This window comes from Janthinobacterium sp. DSP2-3-3, from assembly GCF_049897325.1.
Lineage (GTDB): Bacteria > Pseudomonadota > Gammaproteobacteria > Burkholderiales > Burkholderiaceae_D > Janthinobacterium.
The window spans coordinates 17,656-37,950 of record NZ_JAFCWA010000023.1 but is presented as its reverse complement, the minus strand read 5'-3'; the positions used below and the strand labels follow the sequence as shown (position 1 = coordinate 37,950).

The 20,295-nt window shown below is 61.9% G+C and carries 14 protein-coding genes; 5 read left to right on the top strand and 9 right to left on the bottom strand.

What is annotated here, in order from left to right; genetic code table 11:
• Positions 1-106, top strand: a 106-nt coding sequence (locus ACP7DE_RS27590) for a transposase (protein WP_426075080.1), incomplete at its 5' end; no start/stop codon positions are given.
• 61 nt (positions 107-167) lie between these two features.
• Here ACP7DE_RS27590 and putA read toward each other — a convergent pair.
• Positions 168-3,821, bottom strand: a complete 3,654-nt coding sequence (gene putA / locus ACP7DE_RS27585) for a trifunctional transcriptional regulator/proline dehydrogenase/L-glutamate gamma-semialdehyde dehydrogenase (protein ID WP_426075105.1) — start codon at positions 3,819-3,821, stop codon at positions 168-170.
• Positions 3,822-4,027: 206 nt separating this feature from the next.
• Here putA and ACP7DE_RS27580 point away from each other — a divergent pair, with 206 nt between their 5' ends.
• Positions 4,028-4,483 carry an Lrp/AsnC ligand binding domain-containing protein gene (locus ACP7DE_RS27580; protein ID WP_010393827.1) on the top strand — a complete coding sequence of 152 codons (456 nt, stop codon included), beginning with the start codon at positions 4,028-4,030 and terminating at the stop codon, positions 4,481-4,483.
• A 200-nt stretch (positions 4,484-4,683) separates the two neighbouring features.
• Positions 4,684-6,243: a methyl-accepting chemotaxis protein gene (locus tag ACP7DE_RS27575; RefSeq protein WP_426075104.1), complete on the top strand. Its 1,560-nt coding sequence runs from the start codon at positions 4,684-4,686 to the stop codon at positions 6,241-6,243.
• Between the two features lie 50 nt (positions 6,244-6,293).
• On the opposite strand, the gene ACP7DE_RS27570 is transcribed toward ACP7DE_RS27575, so the two are convergent.
• Positions 6,294-7,274, bottom strand: coding sequence for a LysR family transcriptional regulator (locus ACP7DE_RS27570; RefSeq protein ID WP_034752642.1), 981 nt, complete (start codon positions 7,272-7,274; stop codon positions 6,294-6,296).
• Positions 7,275-7,467: 193 nt separating this feature from the next.
• Between ACP7DE_RS27570 and ACP7DE_RS27565 the strand changes: the two genes are divergently transcribed.
• The gene (locus tag ACP7DE_RS27565) at positions 7,468-7,773 is read left to right on the top strand and encodes a hypothetical protein (protein ID WP_426075102.1); all 306 of its coding nucleotides are present in this window, start codon (positions 7,468-7,470) and stop codon (positions 7,771-7,773) included.
• Positions 7,774-7,838: 65 nt separating this feature from the next.
• Here ACP7DE_RS27565 and ACP7DE_RS27560 read toward each other — a convergent pair whose 3' ends face one another.
• From ACP7DE_RS27560 to ACP7DE_RS27540, 5 genes are all read right to left on the bottom strand, one after another.
• Positions 7,839-8,447 carry a chalcone isomerase family protein gene (locus tag ACP7DE_RS27560; protein ID WP_426075101.1) on the bottom strand — a complete coding sequence of 203 codons (609 nt, stop codon included), beginning with the start codon at positions 8,445-8,447 and terminating at the stop codon, positions 7,839-7,841.
• Positions 8,448-8,547: 100 nt separating this feature from the next.
• A complete protein-coding gene (locus ACP7DE_RS27555; protein ID WP_034752637.1) occupies positions 8,548-8,814 on the bottom strand; it encodes a YfhL family 4Fe-4S dicluster ferredoxin in 267 nt (88 codons plus the stop codon).
• A 14-nt stretch (positions 8,815-8,828) separates the two neighbouring features.
• Positions 8,829-9,326 carry a pantetheine-phosphate adenylyltransferase gene (gene coaD / locus ACP7DE_RS27550; protein ID WP_034752633.1) on the bottom strand — a complete coding sequence of 166 codons (498 nt, stop codon included), beginning with the start codon at positions 9,324-9,326 and terminating at the stop codon, positions 8,829-8,831.
• A 100-nt stretch (positions 9,327-9,426) separates the two neighbouring features.
• Positions 9,427-10,086: a 16S rRNA (guanine(966)-N(2))-methyltransferase RsmD gene (rsmD, locus tag ACP7DE_RS27545; RefSeq protein WP_426075100.1), complete on the bottom strand. Its 660-nt coding sequence runs from the start codon at positions 10,084-10,086 to the stop codon at positions 9,427-9,429.
• Positions 10,087-10,155: 69 nt separating this feature from the next.
• Entirely contained in the window at positions 10,156-11,061 is a 906-nt protein-coding gene (locus ACP7DE_RS27540; protein WP_426075099.1) for a DUF6279 family lipoprotein, read from the bottom strand.
• Positions 11,062-11,088: 27 nt separating this feature from the next.
• Between ACP7DE_RS27540 and glmU the strand changes: the two genes are divergently transcribed.
• Complete coding sequence (gene glmU, locus ACP7DE_RS27535) at positions 11,089-12,465, top strand: bifunctional UDP-N-acetylglucosamine diphosphorylase/glucosamine-1-phosphate N-acetyltransferase GlmU (protein ID WP_426075098.1); 1,377 nt, start codon at positions 11,089-11,091, stop codon at positions 12,463-12,465.
• Between the two features lie 432 nt (positions 12,466-12,897).
• On the opposite strand, the gene ACP7DE_RS27530 is transcribed toward glmU, so the two are convergent.
• Positions 12,898-14,598 (bottom strand): ShlB/FhaC/HecB family hemolysin secretion/activation protein, encoded by a 1,701-nt coding sequence (locus ACP7DE_RS27530; RefSeq protein ID WP_426075097.1) that lies wholly within the window; start codon positions 14,596-14,598, stop codon positions 12,898-12,900.
• Positions 14,599-14,602: 4 nt separating this feature from the next.
• On the bottom strand, positions 14,603-20,242 hold the full coding sequence (locus tag ACP7DE_RS27525; RefSeq protein WP_426075096.1) for a YDG domain-containing protein: 5,640 nt from the start codon (positions 20,240-20,242) through the stop codon (positions 14,603-14,605).
• Positions 20,243-20,295: the final 53 nt, after the last annotated feature.

Genomic DNA, 20,295 nt, shown 5'->3' with positions numbered 1-20,295 from the left:
TGTCAACAACCGCATCAAAGTTATCAAGCGGATGGCTTACGGTTTCCGGGACTCGGCATACTTCTTCCTTAAAATCAAGGATGCGTTCCCCGGCAAAGTGCGATGAACCAAAAAAAAGGGCAGAACCAGCGGTTCTGCCCTTTTTGCCTTGATTATCTGCTTAAATTTTAGACACTCAGCATCATCAAGCTGGCATTTCCACCGGCTGCCGTCGTATTAACGCACAGCGCCCGCTCAGCGACCAGGCGCCACAGGGGGATGACATCCTCCTGCGTGGTGGCGATGGTGCCCACCAAGGCCCCTTCCCGGGCCGCCAGCAGAGGTTTGAGCTGGCCATCAAGGCTAGGTTCGATCATGGCGATCTGGAAATCATGCTTGACCGACTCCAGGCTGCTGACAACCTGGATGCGGTCTTTCAGCGCTGCCGGCAAGTCGCCGGGGATGAGATCCGGCGCTTGCGCCAGCACCAGGGCCTGGTTTCCGGTGGCCAGCACGGCCGCCAGCTGATTCATCAGCGCGCCGGAGGTGGCTGCCGCGCACAGAATTGTGCCGCGTGCGGCAAAGCTCAGGGTATTGCGCTCGCCGGTCGGGCCTGGCAAAACGGTAGTGCTGCCCAGCAAGGTCGTGCGTGCGTATTCCTGCGCCAGCTGTTCGACCTTGCCGTAGCCATGCATCTTGGCCCATACGGTCAGCGCATCGAGCGCGGGCGGCGCCTGGCGCTGGTGCTGCGCGCCGGCCGGCGCATTGCGCTGCAGACGCTTCAGGTACAGGGGGCCGCCGGCTTTCGGTCCCGTGCCCGATTTGCCTTCGCCGCCGAACGGCTGCACACCGACGACGGCGCCGACGATGTTGCGGTTCACATAGATATTGCCCACGTGCGCGCGCTTGGTGATGAAATCGATGGTTTCATCGATGCGCGTATGGATGCCCAGGGTCAAGCCATAACCGCTGTCGTTGATCGATTGCACCAGTTGCGGCAGTTCGGACCGCTTGTAGCGGATCACGTGCAGCACGGGACCGAAGACTTCCTGCGTCAATTGCGCCAGCGACTTGATTTCCAGCACGGTCGGCGCGACAAACGTGCCTTTAACTGTGGGCAAATCGAGCGAATAATGGTCGATGGCCATGGTTTTCATCTTGTTGATGTGCGCCAGCAAGTTACCTTGCGCTTCCGCATCGATGACGGGACCGATATCGGTTGCCAGGCGGTCAGGATTGCCAACGCGCAACTCCTGCATCGCGCCTTTCAGCATGTGGATGGTCTTGTCGGCGATTTCCGTTTGCAGGAACAGCACGCGCAAGGCCGAGCAGCGCTGGCCGGCGCTATCAAAAGCGGACGACATCACGTCCTGCACCACTTGTTCCGGCAAGGCAGACGAATCGACGATCAGGGCATTCTGGCCACCCGTTTCGGCGATCAGGGGAATATCGATGCCATCGGCCACGGCCCGCGCAGCCAGGTTGCGGTTGATCAATTGCGCCACTTCCGTCGAGCCCGTGAAAATCACGCCTTTCACGCGCGCGTCATTGCACAGGCCGGCGCCAACGATTTCACCGCTGCCAGGCAAAAATTGCAGCGCACCGCGCGGCACGCCCGCCGCATGCAGCAATTGCACGGCGCGGTGGGCGATTAGCGGCGTTTGCTCGGCCGGCTTGGCCAGCACCACGTTGCCTGCCGCCAGAGCGGCGGCCAGTTGGCCCGTGAAGATGGCCAGCGGGAAGTTCCACGGGCTGATGCAGGTGACGGGACCGAGCGCCAGGGTGTTCGGCGCGTGTTCCACCTGCGCCGCGTAATAGCGCAGGAAGTCGACGGCTTCGCGGATTTCCGCGATCGCGTTTGGCAGCGACTTGCCCGCTTCGCGCACGGCAAGGGCCATCAGCTCGATGTGATGTTCTTCAAACAGGTCGGCCGCACGCTGCAAGGCTTGCGCGCGCATTGACGGTTGCGTGGTTTGCCAATCCATGGCGTAGGCGCTGGCGCTGGCCAGGGCCGTTTCCACGTCGGCCGGACCGGCTTCCATGACTTTCCCCACGACATCGTCGTGCTGGGCCGGATTGTGCAACATATGCGTGGGGCCATTCAGGCTGACGGCGCCATCGATCAGCGGCGCTGCCTGCCATTGCTGCTGCTGTGCCAGGCCGGTGGCCAGGGTGCGCAAGGTGTCTTCATTCGACAGGTCCAGGCCGGCCGAGTTCTTGCGCTCGCTGCCAAACAGGTCCAGCGGCAGCGGAATCGACGGGTGCGGCAAGCCGCCCTGCAGGCGCGCCTGCTCCAGCGGATCGCGGATCAGGCTATCGATGGCCACGCTTTCGTCGACGATTTGGTTGACGAAGGAGGAGTTGGCGCCGTTTTCCAGCAGGCGGCGCACCAGGTAGGCCAGCAGGGTTTCATGCGAGCCGACGGGCGCGTAGATGCGGCACGGCTTGTCCAGGTTATCGGCGCCGACGACCTGGTCATACAGGGTTTCGCCCATGCCGTGCAGGCACTGGAACTCGTAGTCGGTAATGCCATCGCGCTTCGCCCAGGTATAGATGGTCGACAGGGTTTGCGCGTTGTGCGTGGCAAATTGTGGATAGATCAGCTTGCTGGCAGCCAGCAGTTTTTGCGCACACACGAGGTAGGAAACGTCCGTGTAGACCTTGCGCGTGTAGACGGGATAGCCTTCCTGGCCATCGACTTGCGCGCGTTTGACTTCCGCATCCCAATACGCGCCCTTGACCAGGCGCACCATGAACTTGCGACCGCTGCGACGCGCCAGGTCGATCAGGAAATCGATGGCGAAAGGGCAGCGCTTTTGATACGCCTGCACCACATAGCCGATGCCGTCGAAGCCGGCCAGGTCTGTATCGAACGCCAGAGCTTCCATCAAGTCGAGCGACAATTCCAGGCGGTCCGTCTCTTCCGCATCGATATTGAAGCCGATGTTGTACTGTTTTGCCAACAACAGCAGCGCTTTGACTTTTGGCAGCAATTCTTCCATGACGCGGGCGCGCTGGGCGCGGCTGTAGCGCGCGTGCAGGGCCGACAGCTTCACGGAAATGCCGGGGCCGTTGCGGATGCCGCGCCCGTTCGACGCCTTGCCGATGGCATGGATCGCCGTTTCGTACGAGGCGTAATAGTTGGCGGCGTCCTGTTGCGTCAGGGCCGCCTCGCCCAGCATGTCGTACGAGTAACGGTAGCCGCGCGTTTCATTCTCGCGGCTGTTTTTCAAGGCTTCCTCGATGGTCTGGCCCGTCACGAACTGATTGCCCAGCATGCGCATCGCCAGGTCGACGCCCTTGCGTATCAGCGGTTCGCCACCCTTGGCGATGAGCTTGCTCATCGCCGAACCGAGACCCGATTCGCTGCTGGTACTGACCAATTTTCCCGTAATCAGCAAGCCCCAGGTGGCGGCATTGACGAACAGGGACGGCGATTCGCCCAGATGCTTGCGCCAGTCGCCCTTGCTGATTTTGTCGGCGATCAGGCGATCAGCCGTTTGACTGTCGGGTATACGCAACAGCGCTTCAGCCAGACACATCAATGCAACCCCTTCTTCCGACGATAGCGAAAACTCGTGCATCAGTGCATCGACACCGGACGCGCGTGTGCGTTTGTGGCGCACGTTCGAGACCAGGCGGTGCGCCAGCGCTTGTCCCTCGGCCGTTGTTTCGGTGCTGCTGGCGCGCACTTGTTGCAACAGCCACTGCACGGCGGAAACCTCGTCGCGCCTATAGGCGGCGGTGATGGCGGCGCGTTGGGGTGTCGCTTCGGGCAGGATTTCTGCCTGGAACGCAGCAAAAGGAATCAGGGTAAAAGCCGAGGGGCCTGCAGGGTGCATAAGTGCTCTTTACAAGGAAATGGGGACGAAAACTGACGTAATTCTTGCTCTTTTTTGGTGCAAAAAAATACAGAAAGTCGGACGTTAAGATGATTCGATTGTAAAGGGGATTCTTATGGATTAATTCTGGTAATACAGGGGGCTAGCAATAGATAGTTTTTGATGCGACAATTTAACCAAATAATATTAATTTGGGGGTGATGGTAATGCTGGACAAGATCAGTAAGAAAATCTTGATGGAATTGCAGAGCGATGGACGCATCAGCAATGTGGAGCTGGCCGCGCGCGTGAACCTGTCGCCGGCCGCCTGCCTGGAGCGCGTGCGCAAGTTGCACGAATCCGGTTACATCATGGGCTATACGGCCCAGTTGAACCCGCAGCTGCTCGACGTGTCGCTGCTGGTCTTCATCGAAGTGGTGCTCGATCGCACGACGCCGGAAGTGTTCGACGCCTTCAAGCATAGCGTACAAATCATTCCAGAGGTACTGGAATGTCATATGGTGGCTGGCGGCTTCGATTATCTGGTCAAAGCGCGCGTCAAGGACATGGCGGCCTACCGCGAATTCCTGGGTAAGACCTTGCTGCAAAAAGGTGTGCGGGAAACCCACACTTATGCCGTCATGGAAGAGGTCAAAAACACCACCAAATTGCCAATTAAGTGACCTCGGTGTAGCCAGCCCACTTTTCTGATTGAGCTATCGGAACAATTGTTGTAGGGTAGAACTACACACTGCTATCCGGTAGCCGCCTGAAACGCCGCGCAGACGTTACGTTCAGGGTGCAAGGTGGGCAATCGTGCCCACCCGCATACGGTTACAGCACGTCCCGCCGGGACGTGACGGGTTCGCGCAGCGGGGGACAAATGAAGCAGTTGCAGCACCAACTGGTGCGTTTCCTTGTATTCACGATCCTGGCCATGGCCGTGGCCTGTTGCCTGGCCTATCTGCTGCTGCTATCGGGCGGCGACCATCCCTATCTGATTGCCTGCGTGGCCGCCGCCGTTGGCGCCGCGCTACTGGCGTTCTCCGACCGCCCGCGCGGTGAGCCGGGCTTGCACCAGTTCGCCGACACGGTGGGCAATGCCATCGACGCCATCATGATCGGCGCGGCGGAAACCTCGTATTTTGTCGATTCCGTCAAACAGAAGGTGGAACTCGATGTGCGCACGGCCAGCGACATCGCCGACAGTTCCATACAAAATGCCGCGATGACGGAAAAGATCGCCGACAATGCGGAACGGGCCGCCAAGGTGGCCGCCGGCGTGCGCGTGGAAAGCGTGGCGGCGCGCGCCGAAGTGGATCAGGGCTTGCGCCGCATCAATAACGCACGCGAGGAAGCGCAAGGCGCCTCCAGCAACATGCTGAGCTTGCAGGACAAATCCAAACGCATCACCGGCTTTACGGAAGCCATTTCCGATATTTCCGCGCGCACCAACTTGCTGGCGCTGAACGCCGCCATCGAGGCTGCGCGCGCCGGCGAACACGGACGCGGTTTTGCCGTGGTGGCCGGTGAAGTGCGGCAATTGGCGCAGCGCACCAAGGAAGCCTCCGATGAAATCAGCGTGATGGTGCGCGAAATCAATGAACAGTCGGAAAAAGCCGCGCGCGGCATGACTTCGTTGGCGGCGGGCGTGACGGAAGCGGCGCGTAATGTGGAAAGCGTGCATGCCTCGCTCAGCCATATCGAGGAATCGTCGGGCGTGTCGGAAGACGCGATCGGGCAAATCGCCCGCGCCTCGCGCGAACACGTCGACACCACGCAGCTGATTACCGACGCCATCCTGCAAATCCGCGACAGCATGCTGTCGACGAATGCCGAATTGCCGCGCGCCACGCAGTCGGCCATGGCGCTGGCCGAGCGGGCCGAAGTGATTGCCAGCGCCCTCGGTGAATCGAGCGTAGCCACGCCGCACGACGAGATCCGTGTAGCGGCCCAGCGCGCGGCGCGCGAGGTGGGCAAACTGTTCGAGCAAGCCATCGCTTCCGGGCGCATCACGCGCGAAGCCCTGTTCGACCGCCATTACCGGCCCATCCCGAATACCAATCCGCCCAAGCACAACACGAAGTTCGACGCATTTACGGACAAGGTGTTGCCGGACCTGCAGGAAGGCGTGCTGGCCGCCCTGCCCCATCTGGCGTATGCGGGCGCCGTCGACACCAATGGATACTTTCCAACGCACAACAAGAAGTTTTCCCAGCCCCTGACGGGCGACTACGCCACCGATATAGTGAATAACCGCACCAAGCGCATCTTCAGCGACCGCACGGGCAAACGCTGCGGCAGCAATACCAAGCCGTTCCTGTTGCAGACGTACAAGCGCGACACGGGCGAAGTCATGCACGATTTATCCGTGCCCATCCACGTCGATGGCAAGCACTGGGGCGGTTTCCGTATCGGTTATCGCTCCAGCAACCATGCATAGCAAAACGCCTGATGAGTCATCATCAGGCGTTTTTCTTGAGTCGGTTACGGTTACTCAATATGCGGCTTGGGTGCCACGCCGCCGCCGGCCGCCGTGGCCGTGCGCAAGGTGGGCGTGTTCATGCTTTCCAGGTGGTTGCGCAGCCATTTGTGGGCGGGGCTGCGCGCATCGCGCTCGTGCCACAGCATATCCAGGTGAACGGCCGGCAAGGTCAATGGCAAGTCCTTGTACAGCAGCGACTCCGTCATGCCCGTCGAAGCGATCAGGTGGCGCGGCAAGACCGTGATCAGGTCGGAATTGGCCACCACGCGTCCGGCCGTGAAGAACTGGTTGACCGTCAACAAGATGCGCCGCTCGCGGTGGATCTGCGACAGTGCCTCGTCGATCAAGCCATGCGCGCGGCCGGAAAAGCTCACCAACAAATGGTTCGCCGCGCAATAGTTATCCAAGGTCAGTTCCTTGTCGGCCAGCGGATGACCGCGCCGCATCACGCACACATACTTGCCGGAATACAGGCGCTCATGGCGGATGGGCGAACCCGTTTCGCTCGACAATTGCGCTGCCACGCCGGGAAAGAAGCCCACGGCCAAGTCGATATCGCCGCGCAGCAACATGGGACGCGGTTCGCGCGTGGTCAGTGGCATCATGCGCACGTTGACGCCCGGCGCTTCGCGTTCGATCGAGCGCATCAGGGAAGGCAGCCAGAAGGCGGCGGTCGCATCGGCCATGGCCATGCGGAAAGTGGCGTGGGTCTTCGACACGTCGAAGGTTTCCGGCGTGACGGCCGCTTCCAAGCTGGCCAGGGCCGAGCGCACGGACGGCCACAGCGCTTCGGCGCGGGGCGTGGGTTTCACGCCATACGCCGTGCGGATCAGCAATTCGTCACCGAGGCTCTCGCGCAGGCGTTTGATGGCGTTCGATACCGCCGGCTGCGTCATCGCCAGGTGGCCGGCTGCGCGCGTCAGGTTTTGTTCCGTCATGACGGCGTCGAAAACGCGCAGCAAGTTCAGATCCAGCGTCAGAAAACTCATGGAAAGCCCAAGATAAAAGTTGAATTGATTACTTCAGAGTGTAAACCGCGCCGGGCACGAATATTTTCACTCGTCAAAAAAATAATACATTTTTCCATTCACGATTCATATAAATGGTATCAAGAAATGGAATTAGATTTATATGTTGCACTGCACTATAGTACTGGCAAATTCTATAATGCACTGGAACAGTATGTCTACCTTCGCCTCCGCCCTGTACGCAGTTTCCGCACCCGTGCTGGAGATTTCCCTGCTGAATGCCCTGCAACTCGTGCTGGTAATCGTCGCCGTGGGCGCATTCGCCCTGCTGTTCAAGCCTTTGCTGGTGGGCATCGCCCGCGCCATGCTGCTGCTGGTGCGTCCCAAGCTGAGCCGCGAAGAGCGCCTGGCGCGCCAGCAGATGCGCGAAGCGCAAGCCTTGCAACGCACCTTGGGCAAGATGGATGGCGTGTCGCCCAGCAATGCGGCCGAATTGCGCGCCCTGTCGACGCGCGCCTGAGCGATCAACTGTTGCACAATGACAAGCCGGCGTGAGCCGGCTTTTTTACGCCCGCCGCCAGCCGATTACGCCACGTCGCCCAGCAAATGCGCGCGCAATAAGGTGTCGGCCGGATGGATACCGATCCAGATTTTCAGCAGCGCATTGTAAAAGGCCAGGTCCGGCACGGTGTCGCCCACCTGCTTGCCGTTCAGCTTGCACAACGTCCCCTCTTCCGGCAGCCAGTCCACGGTCAGGATGTCGCCCTTTTTCAGGCCGGGCACCATGGCGAACATGGCACCGAACTGCATCGTCTGGCTCAGCAGGCGTGTGCGGTCGGCCTGGTCGGAACTGCGCTTCAAGCCCTGCATGAAGGATTGCCCCAGCTCGTCGGAACTAATGTCGCGCAACATGACGATCTCTAAACGCCGTGGTCCGGGCAGCGCCAGGATGTCGGCCAACTGGGTTTTCTTTTCCGGCAAGTATAGTGCGATCGTATAGATCTTGAAGATGACCTTGTAGCGCACGCCGGCGCCGTTGAGCTTGAGTTCGCGGCTGGCCAGTTGCACCGTGTCGTCCAGCTTGACGCCGCCCACTTCAACGGCCAGCGCTGGTTGTGCCAGGGCGGCGCACAGGCCCGCGCACAGACAGGCGGCGGCCAGGGAGCGGCCCAAGCGGGATGTGCTTATTTGCATCTTCTACCTCCGTGGAAACCATGGGCTGTGGATAAGTCAGCACACAGTGTAGAACAGTTGGCAGAAGCTGGCGCCACGGACAGTGGCGTGGGAGAAAGGCTTAGGTTTTTGCCGCAGGCAGTTCAGCTTGCAGTCGTTCGTACTTGGCCATCAATTGCTCCGGGCTTTCGCGCCAGGCGGGATTGAAGGGGATGCAACTGACGGGGCACACTTGCTGGCATTGCGGCTCGTCAAAGTGGCCCACGCATTCGGTGCACTTGTTGGGATCGATTTCGTAGATTTCCGCGCCCATGTAGATCGCGTCATTCGGGCACTCGGGCTCGCAAATGTCGCAATTGATGCATTCGTCGGTGATCAGTAATGCCATGATTTCACTCTTACTTATTGCGATGATGCAGCGTTGGCGGCAATCTTGTTTTGCAGCCAGCGGTTCACCGAGGGGAAGACAAACTTGGAGACGTCGCCGCCCAGCGCCGCGATTTCGCGCACGATGGTGCCCGAAATGAACTGGTACTGGTCGGAGGGCGTCAGGAACATGGTTTCGACATCGGGCAGCAGGTAGCGGTTCATGCCCGCCATCTGGAATTCGTATTCGAAGTCGGAGACGGCGCGCAAGCCGCGCACGATGACGCGCGCTTCATGCTTGCGCACGAAATCCTTGAGTAAGCCGGAAAAGCTTTCCACTTGCACATTCGGGTAATGACCGAGTACTTCGTTGGCGATTTCCAGGCGTTCGTCGAGCGAGAAAAACGGTTGCTTGTTCTTGCTGTCAGCCACACCGACGATCAGCTTGTCAAACAGACCCGATGCGCGGCGCACCAAATCTTCATGACCGCGCGTGAGCGGATCGAATGTTCCTGGATAAACGGCTACAACCATTGCGGCTCCCTAACGATGCACCAATATAGACGCGCATTATGCCTGAAATTGGTGCTGCGCCTCGGGGCAGGGAGCCTTTTTGCCTTATTTATAGGCAGATTCAGGTAGTTGACGGCACTTTGTTGTAAGTTAGCAAATGATAATAAACGGTGCCCGCTTTGTCGGCACGGATGACTTCCCAGGGCGCCATCCACTCGGGTTTTTCCAGTGCATTGCTGTCGTCGAAGACCAGTGGCAAGCCCGATTCCGCGTAGACCATGCCGCCTTCCTTGAGCAGGTTGGCGCACAAGGGCAACACTTTGGCGAGGAAATCCTGCTGGTAAGGCGGGTCGAGGAAGATCAGGTCAAAACGCTGACCGCGCGATGCCAGACCTTGCGCCGTCAGCAGGGCGTCGCCGCGCAGCAGTTGCACGTTGTCGGCACGCAATTTCGTCTTGTTTTCTTCCAGCTGGCGGATTACGGGCGTATGCGTATCGACCATGGTGACGGCGGCGGCGCCGCGGCTGGCCGCTTCGAAGCCCAGTGCGCCGCTGCCGGCGAACAGGTCCAGCACCTGGGCGTTGGCCCAGTCGCCATCGCGCAAGTGATTGATCCAGTTGAACACGGTTTCGCGCACGCGGTCCGGTGTCGGGCGCAAGCCCAGTGCCTGCAAAACAGGCAGCACGGAGCGCTTCCACTGCCCGCCGATGATGCGCACCTGGTTCGGTGGCGGCGCATGGTGGACGGGGACTTTGGCGGGTTTTTTAATCTTCTTTTGCATGGGGATTTCTTCAATTCGATGGCGGCCACTATAGCATATGGCCCCACCTCCCCTGCTGCTGCTACCTGTCTATTTGGGCGCGCTGGCCAGGGAATTGAAATCGTCGATCCAGCCCTGCATGCGCTTGATGGCGTGGGCTTTTTGCGCCGGCGTGGTGATCTTGATCACCGTCAAGACCATTTGCGCCGTGCTCGCTTCGTAACTGTCAAAAAAAGCCTTGCGCTCCGAGTGTTCCAGGCGCTCGAAACTGTCCTTGATCAGGGTCGTGACCAAGGCCGCGGCTGCTTCCTTGCCGAGCTTTTCCTGGTGGACTTTCTTGACCAGATTCAACACATTCTGCTGGCGCCGCATGCGTTCGTCGAGCCAGATGTCATTGTTCAGCGGACGCGCGTCGGATGCCTTGCGTATGATGGCTTCCTGCTCACTGCTGAAGCTGCCGAACCACAGTTCGAATTGTTCCATGGCCTTCTTGTAGCGCAGTTTCTGGCGTTTCTCCTGGTCGCCGCTCAGGTATTTCTTGCGGTAATCATCATTATTTGACTTGAACTTCTTTTCCATCTGCGCAATTTGCTCGGGCTTGAGCGAGCGCGCCAGGTCGGCCAGTTCGGGCGCTGCCTTCAGCAGCAGCGCCTGGGTGCGCTGCTTGATCTCACTGTAGTCGGCCATCAGGTCCGCCTGCGTGATATTACCTTGCAACTGCTTCTGGCCCGTGCGCAGGATTTCCACGTAATCCTTCAATTGCGTCTTGCGGTGCCAGTCGAACATCTTCTCGATGTCGTCGCGTACCCAGCCCTTCTGGTCGCGGTCCAGGTCGACATACGCGTTCAGCCACCAGTACAGCACGGTATCGCCATTGTTGTAGGCCAGGCGCAAGCCGCTGCAGCCGGCCATGACGACCAGCAACAAGGCCAGCACTGCATAAGTAAAACGCCCAAAGGGCGTGGAAGACGGGGCCTGCATGTTAAACTTTTGCATATTCTTAACTTATAAAAATTACGGTCTATGAACGTTGTCATTCTCGCTGCCGGTATGGGCAAACGCATGCAGTCGGCCCTGCCCAAGGTATTGCACCCGTTGGCGGGCAAGCCGCTGTTGTCGCACGTCATCGACACGGCGCGCGGCCTGGCGCCGTCCCGATTATGCGTGATTTACGGCCATGGGGGCGCAGCGGTGCTGAAGTTGCTCGACGGCTACAACGCCAGCCATGCCGTGCAGATCGACGCCGCTGAGCAGGCGCAGCAGCTGGGCACCGGTCATGCCGTGCAGCAGGCGCTGCCCTTGCTGGACGACACGGTGCCGACCTTGATCCTGTACGGCGACGTGCCGCTGACCAGCGCCACCTCCCTGCAGCAGCTGGTGCAGGCGGCCGGTAAGGACAAGCTGGCCATTCTGACCGTGGAACAGGACGATCCGTTTGGCCTGGGGCGCATCGTGCGCGATAACGGCGCCATCGTGCGCATCGTCGAGGAAAAGGATGCCACGCCGGAAGAGCGCGCCATCCGCGAAATCAACAGCGGCATCATGGTCGCGCCCACCGTGCAGCTCAAGCAATGGCTGTCGGCCTTGTCGAATGACAATGCGCAAGGGGAATACTATCTGACCGATATCGTCGCGCAAGCCGTCGCCGATGGCGTGAGCGTCACCTCGGCCCACCCGGCTGCCGTGTGGGAAGTGGCGGGCGTCAACAGCAAGGTGCAACTGGCGCAGCTGGAACGCATTCACCAGAACAATATTGCGCAGGCGCTGCTCGAGCGTGGCGTGACCTTGCTCGACCCTGCCCGCATCGATGTGCGCGGCGAACTCATTTGCGGCCGCGATGTCACCATCGACGTCGGTTGCGTGTTCGAAGGCCGCGTGGAACTGGGCGATGGCGTGCGCGTGGGCGCCAACAATGTCTTCATCAACGCTAGCGTGGCGGCTGGCGCGCATATCAAGCCCTTCTGCCACATCGAAGACGCCGTCGTAGGCGCCGCTTCCATCATCGGCCCCTACGCGCGCCTGCGCCCGGGCACGGTATTGGCGGAAGACGTGCATATCGGCAACTTCGTCGAAGTGAAAAACAGCCAGATCGCCGCGCACAGTAAGGCCAATCACCTGGCCTATATCGGCGACGCCACCATCGGCTCCAAGGTCAACATCGGCGCCGGCACGATTACCTGCAACTACGATGGCGTGAATAAATTCCGTACCGTCATCGAAGACGACGCTTTTATTGGCAGCGACAGCCAGCTGATCGCACCCGTTACCGTCGGCAAGGGCGCCACCTTGGGCGCCGGCACGACCTTGTCGAAAGATGCGCCTGCCGGCAAGCTGACCGTTTCGCGCGCGCGCCAGGTGAGCATCGACGGCTGGACGCGTCCCGTGAAGATCAAGAAATAAGCGAAATCTCCACATTTGCACACAGGCAGGCCTTGCGGCCTGCCTTTTTTATTTGTGGATAACTATGTGGGTAAGCCGCTGCATAAGTAGCGGATAAGTCTGTGTGCAAGCGCCTGCATAAGCTGTTGGCAAGTTTGTACAAATCGCCTGGCATGCGCCTGTCACTTCATTTTTTTTCGATTTCAGCGGGTTATCAGCATCGCAGCCGCATTTATCTGCGCATTGTGGATAACTTTGTGTGTAAGCCTGCGGATAAATGCTGGATAGCCTTGGTATAAGTGGGGATAACTGTCTTTCGTCTGCAGCACCCCCTGGTGTTGCTGTGGGTAAGCCTGTGGAAAAGCCCTGCACAGGCGGTGGATAGCTGGTGGGTAAGTATTGCGTTAAATCAAGCAATAGCCGAAAGCTAGGCTACCGGCTGTTACCGTCATATCAGAAGTGGCGATTGAGCTCGATCCACAGGCGGGCCGAACTGCGTGAGGCGATCAAGGCGGGCGTGCTGCCGAAGGGCTTGGCGACATATGCCCGGGCATTCCATTGCTGCCCGCCCGCCCAGTTGACGCCCAGCCCGGCGCCGTGCAGGCGCGCGCTGTTCGGGCCGGCCGACCAGCGCTGCTGGTTGACCGTCACGCGTGCGCTGTCGATGAAGGCCACGGCTTGCCATTGTCCCGCGTCGCTGGCGCTGAGTGCATGTCGCCATTCCGCGCTGCCAAAATAGCCGAGGTCGCCAGCGGCCACGCCCACATCGTAGGCGCGCACCGTGTACGGACCGCCCACGCTCATCTTTTCGGATGAATCGAGGTTGCTGTCCGCCCACTGCCCGGCGAGCGTCAGATACATGGCGTTGCGCTGGTCCAGGTTTTGCAGGCGCGACAGGTTGACGTTCCACTTCGCGTACGTGCCATGGCTGCGTGCGCTGAAGGCATCATTCAAGCGTGCCAGCGGGTCGCTGATGTCGAGCTTGCCAGCGGTGGCGGCCACGCTCCAGCTGGTGAGGGCGCCAGCCAGGGCGGCATCGCGCACGTCGCCGCCGAGCGTGGCGCTCAAGTTATCCAGGCGACGGTCGCTGCGCATGGCATTGGCATCGATGCGGTCGCGCAGATGGACTTGGTCGTATTGCAATTGGACAGACATGTTCGCATCGCGGCTGCGCAGCAGCGGATGGCGCAACCAGCCACTGGCGACCTGGGCCGTTCCATGCGCTTGCAGCGGGCGCATGGCGCCTTGCAGGCGGTAGCGCAAGGCGGACATGCTCACCCCGGCGCGCGTGCCTGCGCCGTTCAGCAGCAGGTCATAGCCGAGACGGGCATAGTACATACCCTTGCCCGAGCTGAGCACGCTGGCGCTGGCCACGTCGGCCTGGTGCAGCGGGTTGTACAGGTACAAGGTGGCGCCGGCGCGGGCGCGGCCCGTGTAACGGTTGCCATTGTTATCGAGGAAAGCATTGCCTCCCACGCCAGGGCCGGACCAGGCATCGACCAGCAGGTCGGAGCTGCCAACTTCGGCGCCGGGCTTGAGCGTGGCCGTGATGGCGACATTCGGCATGTCGGACAGCAGCAGCAAGCTGCGGTCGAGCCCCGCCTGGCTGATGGTCTGGCCCGTTTGCAGCGGCGCCAGGGTGGCGTTCAGCAAGGTATCGCTGACGTCGCTCTGGTTGGCGATGCCCACCTGGCCATAGCGCGCTTCGAGTACCTCGATGCGCACGATGCCCTGGCGGATGGTCTGGGCGGGCACGATGGCGCGCGCCAGCGGATAGCCGTTGACGCGGTAGTAGTTGGTGATACGGGCGGCCAGTTCGCCCAGCTGCTCCAGCGACAGGGTCGTGCCGTGGGCGCTGGCGACGAGCGCCTGCAAGGTGGCCGTATCGAATGCGCTGTTGCCGGCGATATCGATGCGCGTGACGAGAAATGGCGCGCTGGCGGGCAGCGGCGCGCCCTCTTTCTGTTCGATGCGCAGCGCTGGCGCATTGGCTGGCGCATTGGTGGGCGTGGCCGGCTGCAACTGGCGCAGGATGGCACCCGCATCGGGCACGGCCGGGATGGTTTGGGCGGCGGCGCATGGCGCGAAGGCCAGCAGCAGCAGGGACAGCAACGGTTGTTGCAGCAGGTGTCGCGGAGTCGATGGATGAGTCATGGTGTTATTGATTTACGTTGAGCATGTTAGCGGGCAGCTTGACGCCGCCCAGGACCACTTGCAGGGCCGGGCCGCGGCTGCCGATCTGCATGGTGGTGTTTGGCATGGCATTGCTGGCGGCACCAGTGTCGGCCGGGGCGTCAGTCTGCGTGACGGTGATGGTGGGGGCGGCGGCCGGCGTGCCGGGATGGCTGCCGGCAAAGCTGCCCAGCACTTGCGCCTGTAGTTGCACCACGGCTGCCTGGGCCGGCGGCGGCAGGGTCGCCGACTGCAATGTCAGTGCGCCGGTATTGCTCCCGGCTTGCACGAAGGCATAGTCGGTCGAGCTCAGGCCGCTACCGGTGATGGCGTAGTTGCCGGCCGGGCTGCTGGCCGTGGCCGGGCTGTTCCAGGCCAGGGTGCCACTGGTGGCGTCCGCCAAGCTATCGTTGCCGAGCAGGCCAGTGACACTGCCGCGCAAGCCATTGGGCGTGCGGCCACTCGTCAAGGTCACGGGGCCGGCCGTGTAGAGCAAGCTGGCCTTGGCGATGTCGGCCATGATGTTGCCCGGTTGCACGAGCACATAGTTGGCTGCGTCCGCGCCTTGCAAGGTGTAGCCGCCGACAACCACGGTTTTAAGGTTGCCGGCGTGCTTGTCGGCAAACGATGCGCTGCCGCCCGTCACGCCGAGCTGGTCGCCGCCCAGCGCCAGCACCGTGGCCGTGCCCGTCAGTGTGGCGCCGGTCGTGGCGTCGTAGACTTTGTTTGCGGCACCCACGCCGGTGACCAGCAAGCTGGCCTTGGCGATGTCGGCCGTGACATTCCCTGGCTGTATCAGGTCATAGTTGGCCGCGTCCGCGTCCGCGCCCTGCAAGCTGAAACCGCCGACCGTGACGGTTTTGCCGTTGCCGGCGTGCTTGTCGGCAAACGCCGCGCTGCCGCCCGTCACGCCGAGCTGGTCGTCGCCCAGCGCCAGCACCGTGGCCTTGCCCGTCAGGGTGGCGCCGGTCGTGGCGTCGTAGACTTTTTTGGCGGCGCCCACGCCGGTGACGGTCACGCTGGCCTTGGCGATGTCGGCCGTGATATTGCCTGGCTGCACGAGGTCATAGTTGGCCGCGTCCGCGCCTTGCAGGCTGAAACCGCCGACGATCACGGTTTTGCCGTTGCCAGCGTGCTTGTCGGCAAACGATGCGTTGCCGCCTGTCACGCCGAGCTGGTCGTCGCCCAGTGCTTGCACCATGGCCTTGCCTGTCAGGGTGGCTTGATTGGTCGCGTCGTAGACTTTGTTGGCGGCGCCCACGCCGGTGACGACTACGCTGGCCTTGCCGATGTCGGCCGTGATATTGCCTGGCTGTATCAGGTCATAGTTGGCCGCGTCAGCGCCCTGCAAGCTGAAACCGCCGACCGTGACGGTTTTGCCGTTGCCGGCGTGCTTGTCGGCAAACACCGCGCTGCCGCCCGTCACACCGAGCTGGTCGTCGCCCAGCGCCAGCACCGTGGCCTTGCCCGTCAAGGTGGCTTGATTGGTGGCGTCGTAGACTTTGTTGGCCGCGCCCACGCCTTGCACGTTCAGCGTGGCGCGGGTGATGGTGGCGCGGTGCTGGCCGCCTTCCAGCGTGTAGTTGCCAGCCAGGCCACCCTGGCCATCGGCCAGTATCAGGGTGCCGTTATTGATGTGCTTGTTGGCGCCGGCGTTCTTGTTGTCGAGTTTGCCAATGCCAGACAGCACCAGGCTCTCGCCGCTGACCAGGCCGCGCAAGGTCAGCAGGCCTGCGGCGATGTCGCGGCCGCCATCGTAGGTGCGCATGCCATCAAGATTGAGGACGGCCCGGTTGATCGTCAGCGCACCGGCTCGCAGATCGATGTCATAACCTTGCTGGCTGGAATACAGATAGCTGCCGCCAGCTTGATGGCTACCGGCGTTGCGTGCGTTGCCATACAGACCGCTGGCGGCGCTCAGGACGAGTCCGGAGCTGGCGGCACCAGCCACCGAATACTGCGCATTGTTCAAGCCTCCGACGTAGAGCTTGCCATCATAGGTCTTGCTGACGCCATCGCTCGTCACGGTCAAGGCGCTCAGGAAGCTGCGCAGCAGCGGCGCCGTCTGGCCTTCATAGATGCGCCAGACGGCATGGCTGCCGCTGGCGGACGCCATGTCCCAGCCGTCGAAGCTGGCTTGCGAGCGCATCTGTGCATCGCTCAGGGCACGCACATTACTCAGCGTGCCTTCGTTGCCACCGATGCCAGGCGCCGTGGCCGCGCCGCTCCAGAAGCTGTCGCGCACGATGCCGAAGTTGTTGCCAACCAAGGCGCCGGTCGTCGCATTGCCGTGCACCGCGCCCGTTGCGTAGCTGTTGCTCACGCTGTCATCCGGGTTGTTATTGAAACCAAGCAAGCCACCGACATCGTGGTCGCCGCTGGCCACGCCGCTGGCGTAGCTGTCGACGATGGCGCCGCCCTGGTTGTAGCCGACCAGGCCGCCCGCATTGTCCTTGACGGCGGTGGCGTTGCCGGTGGCGTAACTGCCGCGCACCGTGGCGATGATGCCATCGTCGCCATTATTGTCACCGACCAGGCCGCCAACATTGCGTACTCCGCTGGCGTTACCGGTGGCATAACTGCCAGTGATGGTGCCATTGTAGTTCTCGCCCACCAGGCCACCCACGCGGTTTTCCACGCCGACGACCGTCCCGCTGGCGTGGCTGCCGCTGATGCTGCCATGGTCAATTTCACCGATCAGGCCGCCCACCCTGCCGCTGCCGTTGACATTGCCGCTGGCGTGGCTGTCATTGACGGTGCCCTGATTTAGGCCCATCAGGCCGCCGATGCTGTCGTCACCGCTGATCGTCCCGGTGGCGTAGCTATTGCTGACCAGGCCGGCATTCGCCCCTACCAGGCCGCCAACATAGTCATCGCCGCTGATCGTCCCGGTGGCGTAGCTATCGCTGACCAGGCCGGCATTCGACCCTACCAGGCCGCCAACATTGTCCTCTCCGCTGATGCTGCCGCCGAGCATGCCGACATGGCTGATGACGGAACCTGCCTCCGTGTAGCCGATCAGTCCTACATTCTTGGTATCGGGCAGGTTGATATACAGGCCGCTGATGGTATGGCCCTGGCCGTTCAGGCTACCGGTGAATGCGTTGTCGCGCGTGCCGACGGGAATGAAGCCAGTTTCGCCCCAGACTCCCTTGCCGCCCGCCGTGCCGCTGGCGTCGATGTTTGCACCCAGCACATACGCGGCGCCCGGCGCCATGGCCATCAATTGCAGCTGATGTGCATTGTGAATAGTGGTCGCATACTCGGATGCCAGCATCGGATACGTGGCGCCGGCCGCGCCGCCGGCATTGTTCAAGCCGCCGTCCACGTTGACCAGCACCCAGTTGGTGCCCGTTGCGCCAGGCGTGGTGGTGAAGTTAAAGCCGGTGAAACTGCTGGCCGTGCGCATTTGCGCGTCCGTCAGGCCGGTGCCGCCATCCGAATAGGTCTCGCCCGTGCCGCTGATGGACCAGAAACTGTTCTTGACCTTGTTGGTGGAGGAATTCGCGCCGATCAGGCCGCCGATGTTGGAGCCGCCAGCGGTGATGTTCAGACGGCCCGCCGCGAAGCTGGTGTCGACGGTGCCCGTGTTTTTGCCGACCAGGCCGCCGACAGAGTACTGGCCCGTGACGCTGCCCGTGGCATAGCTGTTGCTGATGCTGCCGCTATTGTTGTTGCCGACCAGGCCACCGGTCTCGGATGTGCTCGTGACGCTGCCGCTCGCGTAGCTATTGTGGATGCTGCCATTATTCTCTCCTACCAGGCCGCCGGTGACTCCACCGCAGAAGCCCCTGCAGTAGACGTCGAGCGCGGCATAGCTGTTGCGGATGGTGCCCGCGTTTGTGCCGACCAGGCCGCCGACCCGGTATCTTGCCCCGATGCGGCCGCCATTCAAGCCCACGTTCTGGATCAGTGCATTCCTGCTGGTGATGGAAAACAAGCCGCTGCCCTGATCGCCCGCGGCTTGCATGCTGAGGTGATTGATCGAGTGGCCAAGCCCATCAAACACGCCGCGAAAACCCGTGTCGCCGCCCAGCGGCACGAAGCCCCTGCTATTCATGGTTAGCCAGCTGGCTGTCCCCAAGGCATCGATATCGGCGCCCAGCACATAATTGCCATTCAGCTTGCCATTAATGCCTTGCAAGTCGGTGCCCGTCGCGCTGCCGCTCGTTCCCAGGGTGGTGATGACCGTGTAAGCCGTGTGCGCGCCATCTGCGCCCAGCTTGGTGCTGAAGTTTTGCCCGGCAGGCAGATTCACTTGCGCGCCGTTACCCAGCTGATACGTGGCTGTGTTGCCGGCGGCGGCGGCGCCCTGGCCGTATTCCAGCGCCAGGCTGGCCGTGCCGGAGCCATTCAGGGTGGCATTGATGTTGATGTTGCGCTGGGCGTTCAGGGTCAGCTGGTTGGCTGACCAGCTGACCTTGTCGTTGACGTGCACGTCGCCGGCCGTGCCGCTGCCGCCTTGCGTGCTCTGGATCACGACGCTGCCGTTGCGCAGGTTGGCCGACAGCGTGGCGCCGCTGATGTCGCCGCCGCTGGCGGCGATGGTGAAGTCGACCGGGTCGATCAGCCAGGTGCCGGCGCGGCCCTGGGCCGCCGCCGTGCTGATGCGCACGCCATCGTCGATCTTCACGTGGGCGGCGCTCGTTTCAATGAAGCCGCCATTGCCGCCCGTGGGAGCGCTGGCGTCCAGGGTGCCGGCCACGTGGGTGGTGCCGGCGGCCATGCCGCCGAGCAAGACGATGCTGCCATCGCGCTGTTCCACGCTGCGCGCCTCGATGACGCCCGTGTTGTTGACGACGCTGGCCAGCAGGGAATCGCGGGCGCCAGCGCTCATCAGCACCTGGCCGCCATCGGCGCGGATCAGCCCGCCGTTCTCGGCCAGGTTGTTCAGGGTGCTTTGGTCGATCTGCAACTGCAGCAGGCGCGCGCCGTCAAAACTCAGGGTGGCGGCGCTACCGGCGCCCAAGGCAACCGTGCCCAGGCGTGCCGAAATGCTGCCCTGGTTGCTCACTTGCCGGCCCAGCAGGGCGATATAGCCGCCATCGGCCGCGCGCAGCGTGCCTTCATTGATGACCTGGCCCGTGCCATTGCCGCCGAACGCGTGCTTCGAGCCGCCCAGGCTGGCGTTGTCGACGTCGAGCGTCGAGGCCACCAGGCCGCCCACATTGACTTGCGCGCCGCGGCCGAACAGCACGCCGTTCGGATTGATCAGGTACACCTGGCCGTTCGCGTTGACGCGCCCCAAGATTTGCGTGCCGTTGTTGTCAAAGATGCGGTTGACGGCCAGCGCGCTGGCCGAGGGCTGGACGAAGTTGACGGTTTCATTGGCGCCAACGTTGAAACTGTTCCAGTTCAGCGCCGCCTGCTGGCTCGATTGCCGGATGGTGGTGCTGTTGCCCTGCTGGCTGATGCTGGCCGTGCCTGCCACCACCTGCCCGCCCGTGGGAGCGGCCAGCGCCGGTCCTCCCAGCGCCAGCGCCGTCATGGCGGCAGCCGCTGCGGCCAGTTTGCGGCGGCTGCCCTTGCCGCCCCCGCGCGAGGTTTCCGCAACGGCGACCCAGGCGTTCAGGACGTGGCTCCAGACGAGACGGTATACGTGATTCAATGATCCATGACGATGCATTTGGTCGATCCTTGTTGATTTGAAAAAGAATGCCCTGACGCCAGGCTGGCGTG

Coding starts and splice junctions, on each gene's coding strand:
- ACP7DE_RS27560 (WP_426075101.1), bottom strand. CDS start 8,447: ATGCAAATAAGCACATCCCGCTTGGGCCGCTCCCTGGCCGCCGCCTGT.
- putA (WP_426075105.1), bottom strand. CDS start 3,821: ATGCACCCTGCAGGCCCCTCGGCTTTTACCCTGATTCCTTTTGCTGCG.
- ACP7DE_RS27525 (WP_426075096.1), bottom strand. CDS start 20,242: ATGCATCGTCATGGATCATTGAATCACGTATACCGTCTCGTCTGGAGC.
- ACP7DE_RS27555 (WP_034752637.1), bottom strand. CDS start 8,814: ATGGCATTACTGATCACCGACGAATGCATCAATTGCGACATTTGCGAG.
- ACP7DE_RS27570 (WP_034752642.1), bottom strand. CDS start 7,274: ATGAGTTTTCTGACGCTGGATCTGAACTTGCTGCGCGTTTTCGACGCC.
- ACP7DE_RS27565 (WP_426075102.1), top strand. CDS start 7,468: ATGTCTACCTTCGCCTCCGCCCTGTACGCAGTTTCCGCACCCGTGCTG.
- glmU (WP_426075098.1), top strand. CDS start 11,089: ATGAACGTTGTCATTCTCGCTGCCGGTATGGGCAAACGCATGCAGTCG.
- ACP7DE_RS27580 (WP_010393827.1), top strand. CDS start 4,028: ATGCTGGACAAGATCAGTAAGAAAATCTTGATGGAATTGCAGAGCGAT.
- ACP7DE_RS27540 (WP_426075099.1), bottom strand. CDS start 11,061: ATGCAAAAGTTTAACATGCAGGCCCCGTCTTCCACGCCCTTTGGGCGT.
- ACP7DE_RS27530 (WP_426075097.1), bottom strand. CDS start 14,598: ATGACTCATCCATCGACTCCGCGACACCTGCTGCAACAACCGTTGCTG.
- rsmD (WP_426075100.1), bottom strand. CDS start 10,086: ATGCAAAAGAAGATTAAAAAACCCGCCAAAGTCCCCGTCCACCATGCG.
- coaD (WP_034752633.1), bottom strand. CDS start 9,326: ATGGTTGTAGCCGTTTATCCAGGAACATTCGATCCGCTCACGCGCGGT.
- ACP7DE_RS27575 (WP_426075104.1), top strand. CDS start 4,684: ATGAAGCAGTTGCAGCACCAACTGGTGCGTTTCCTTGTATTCACGATC.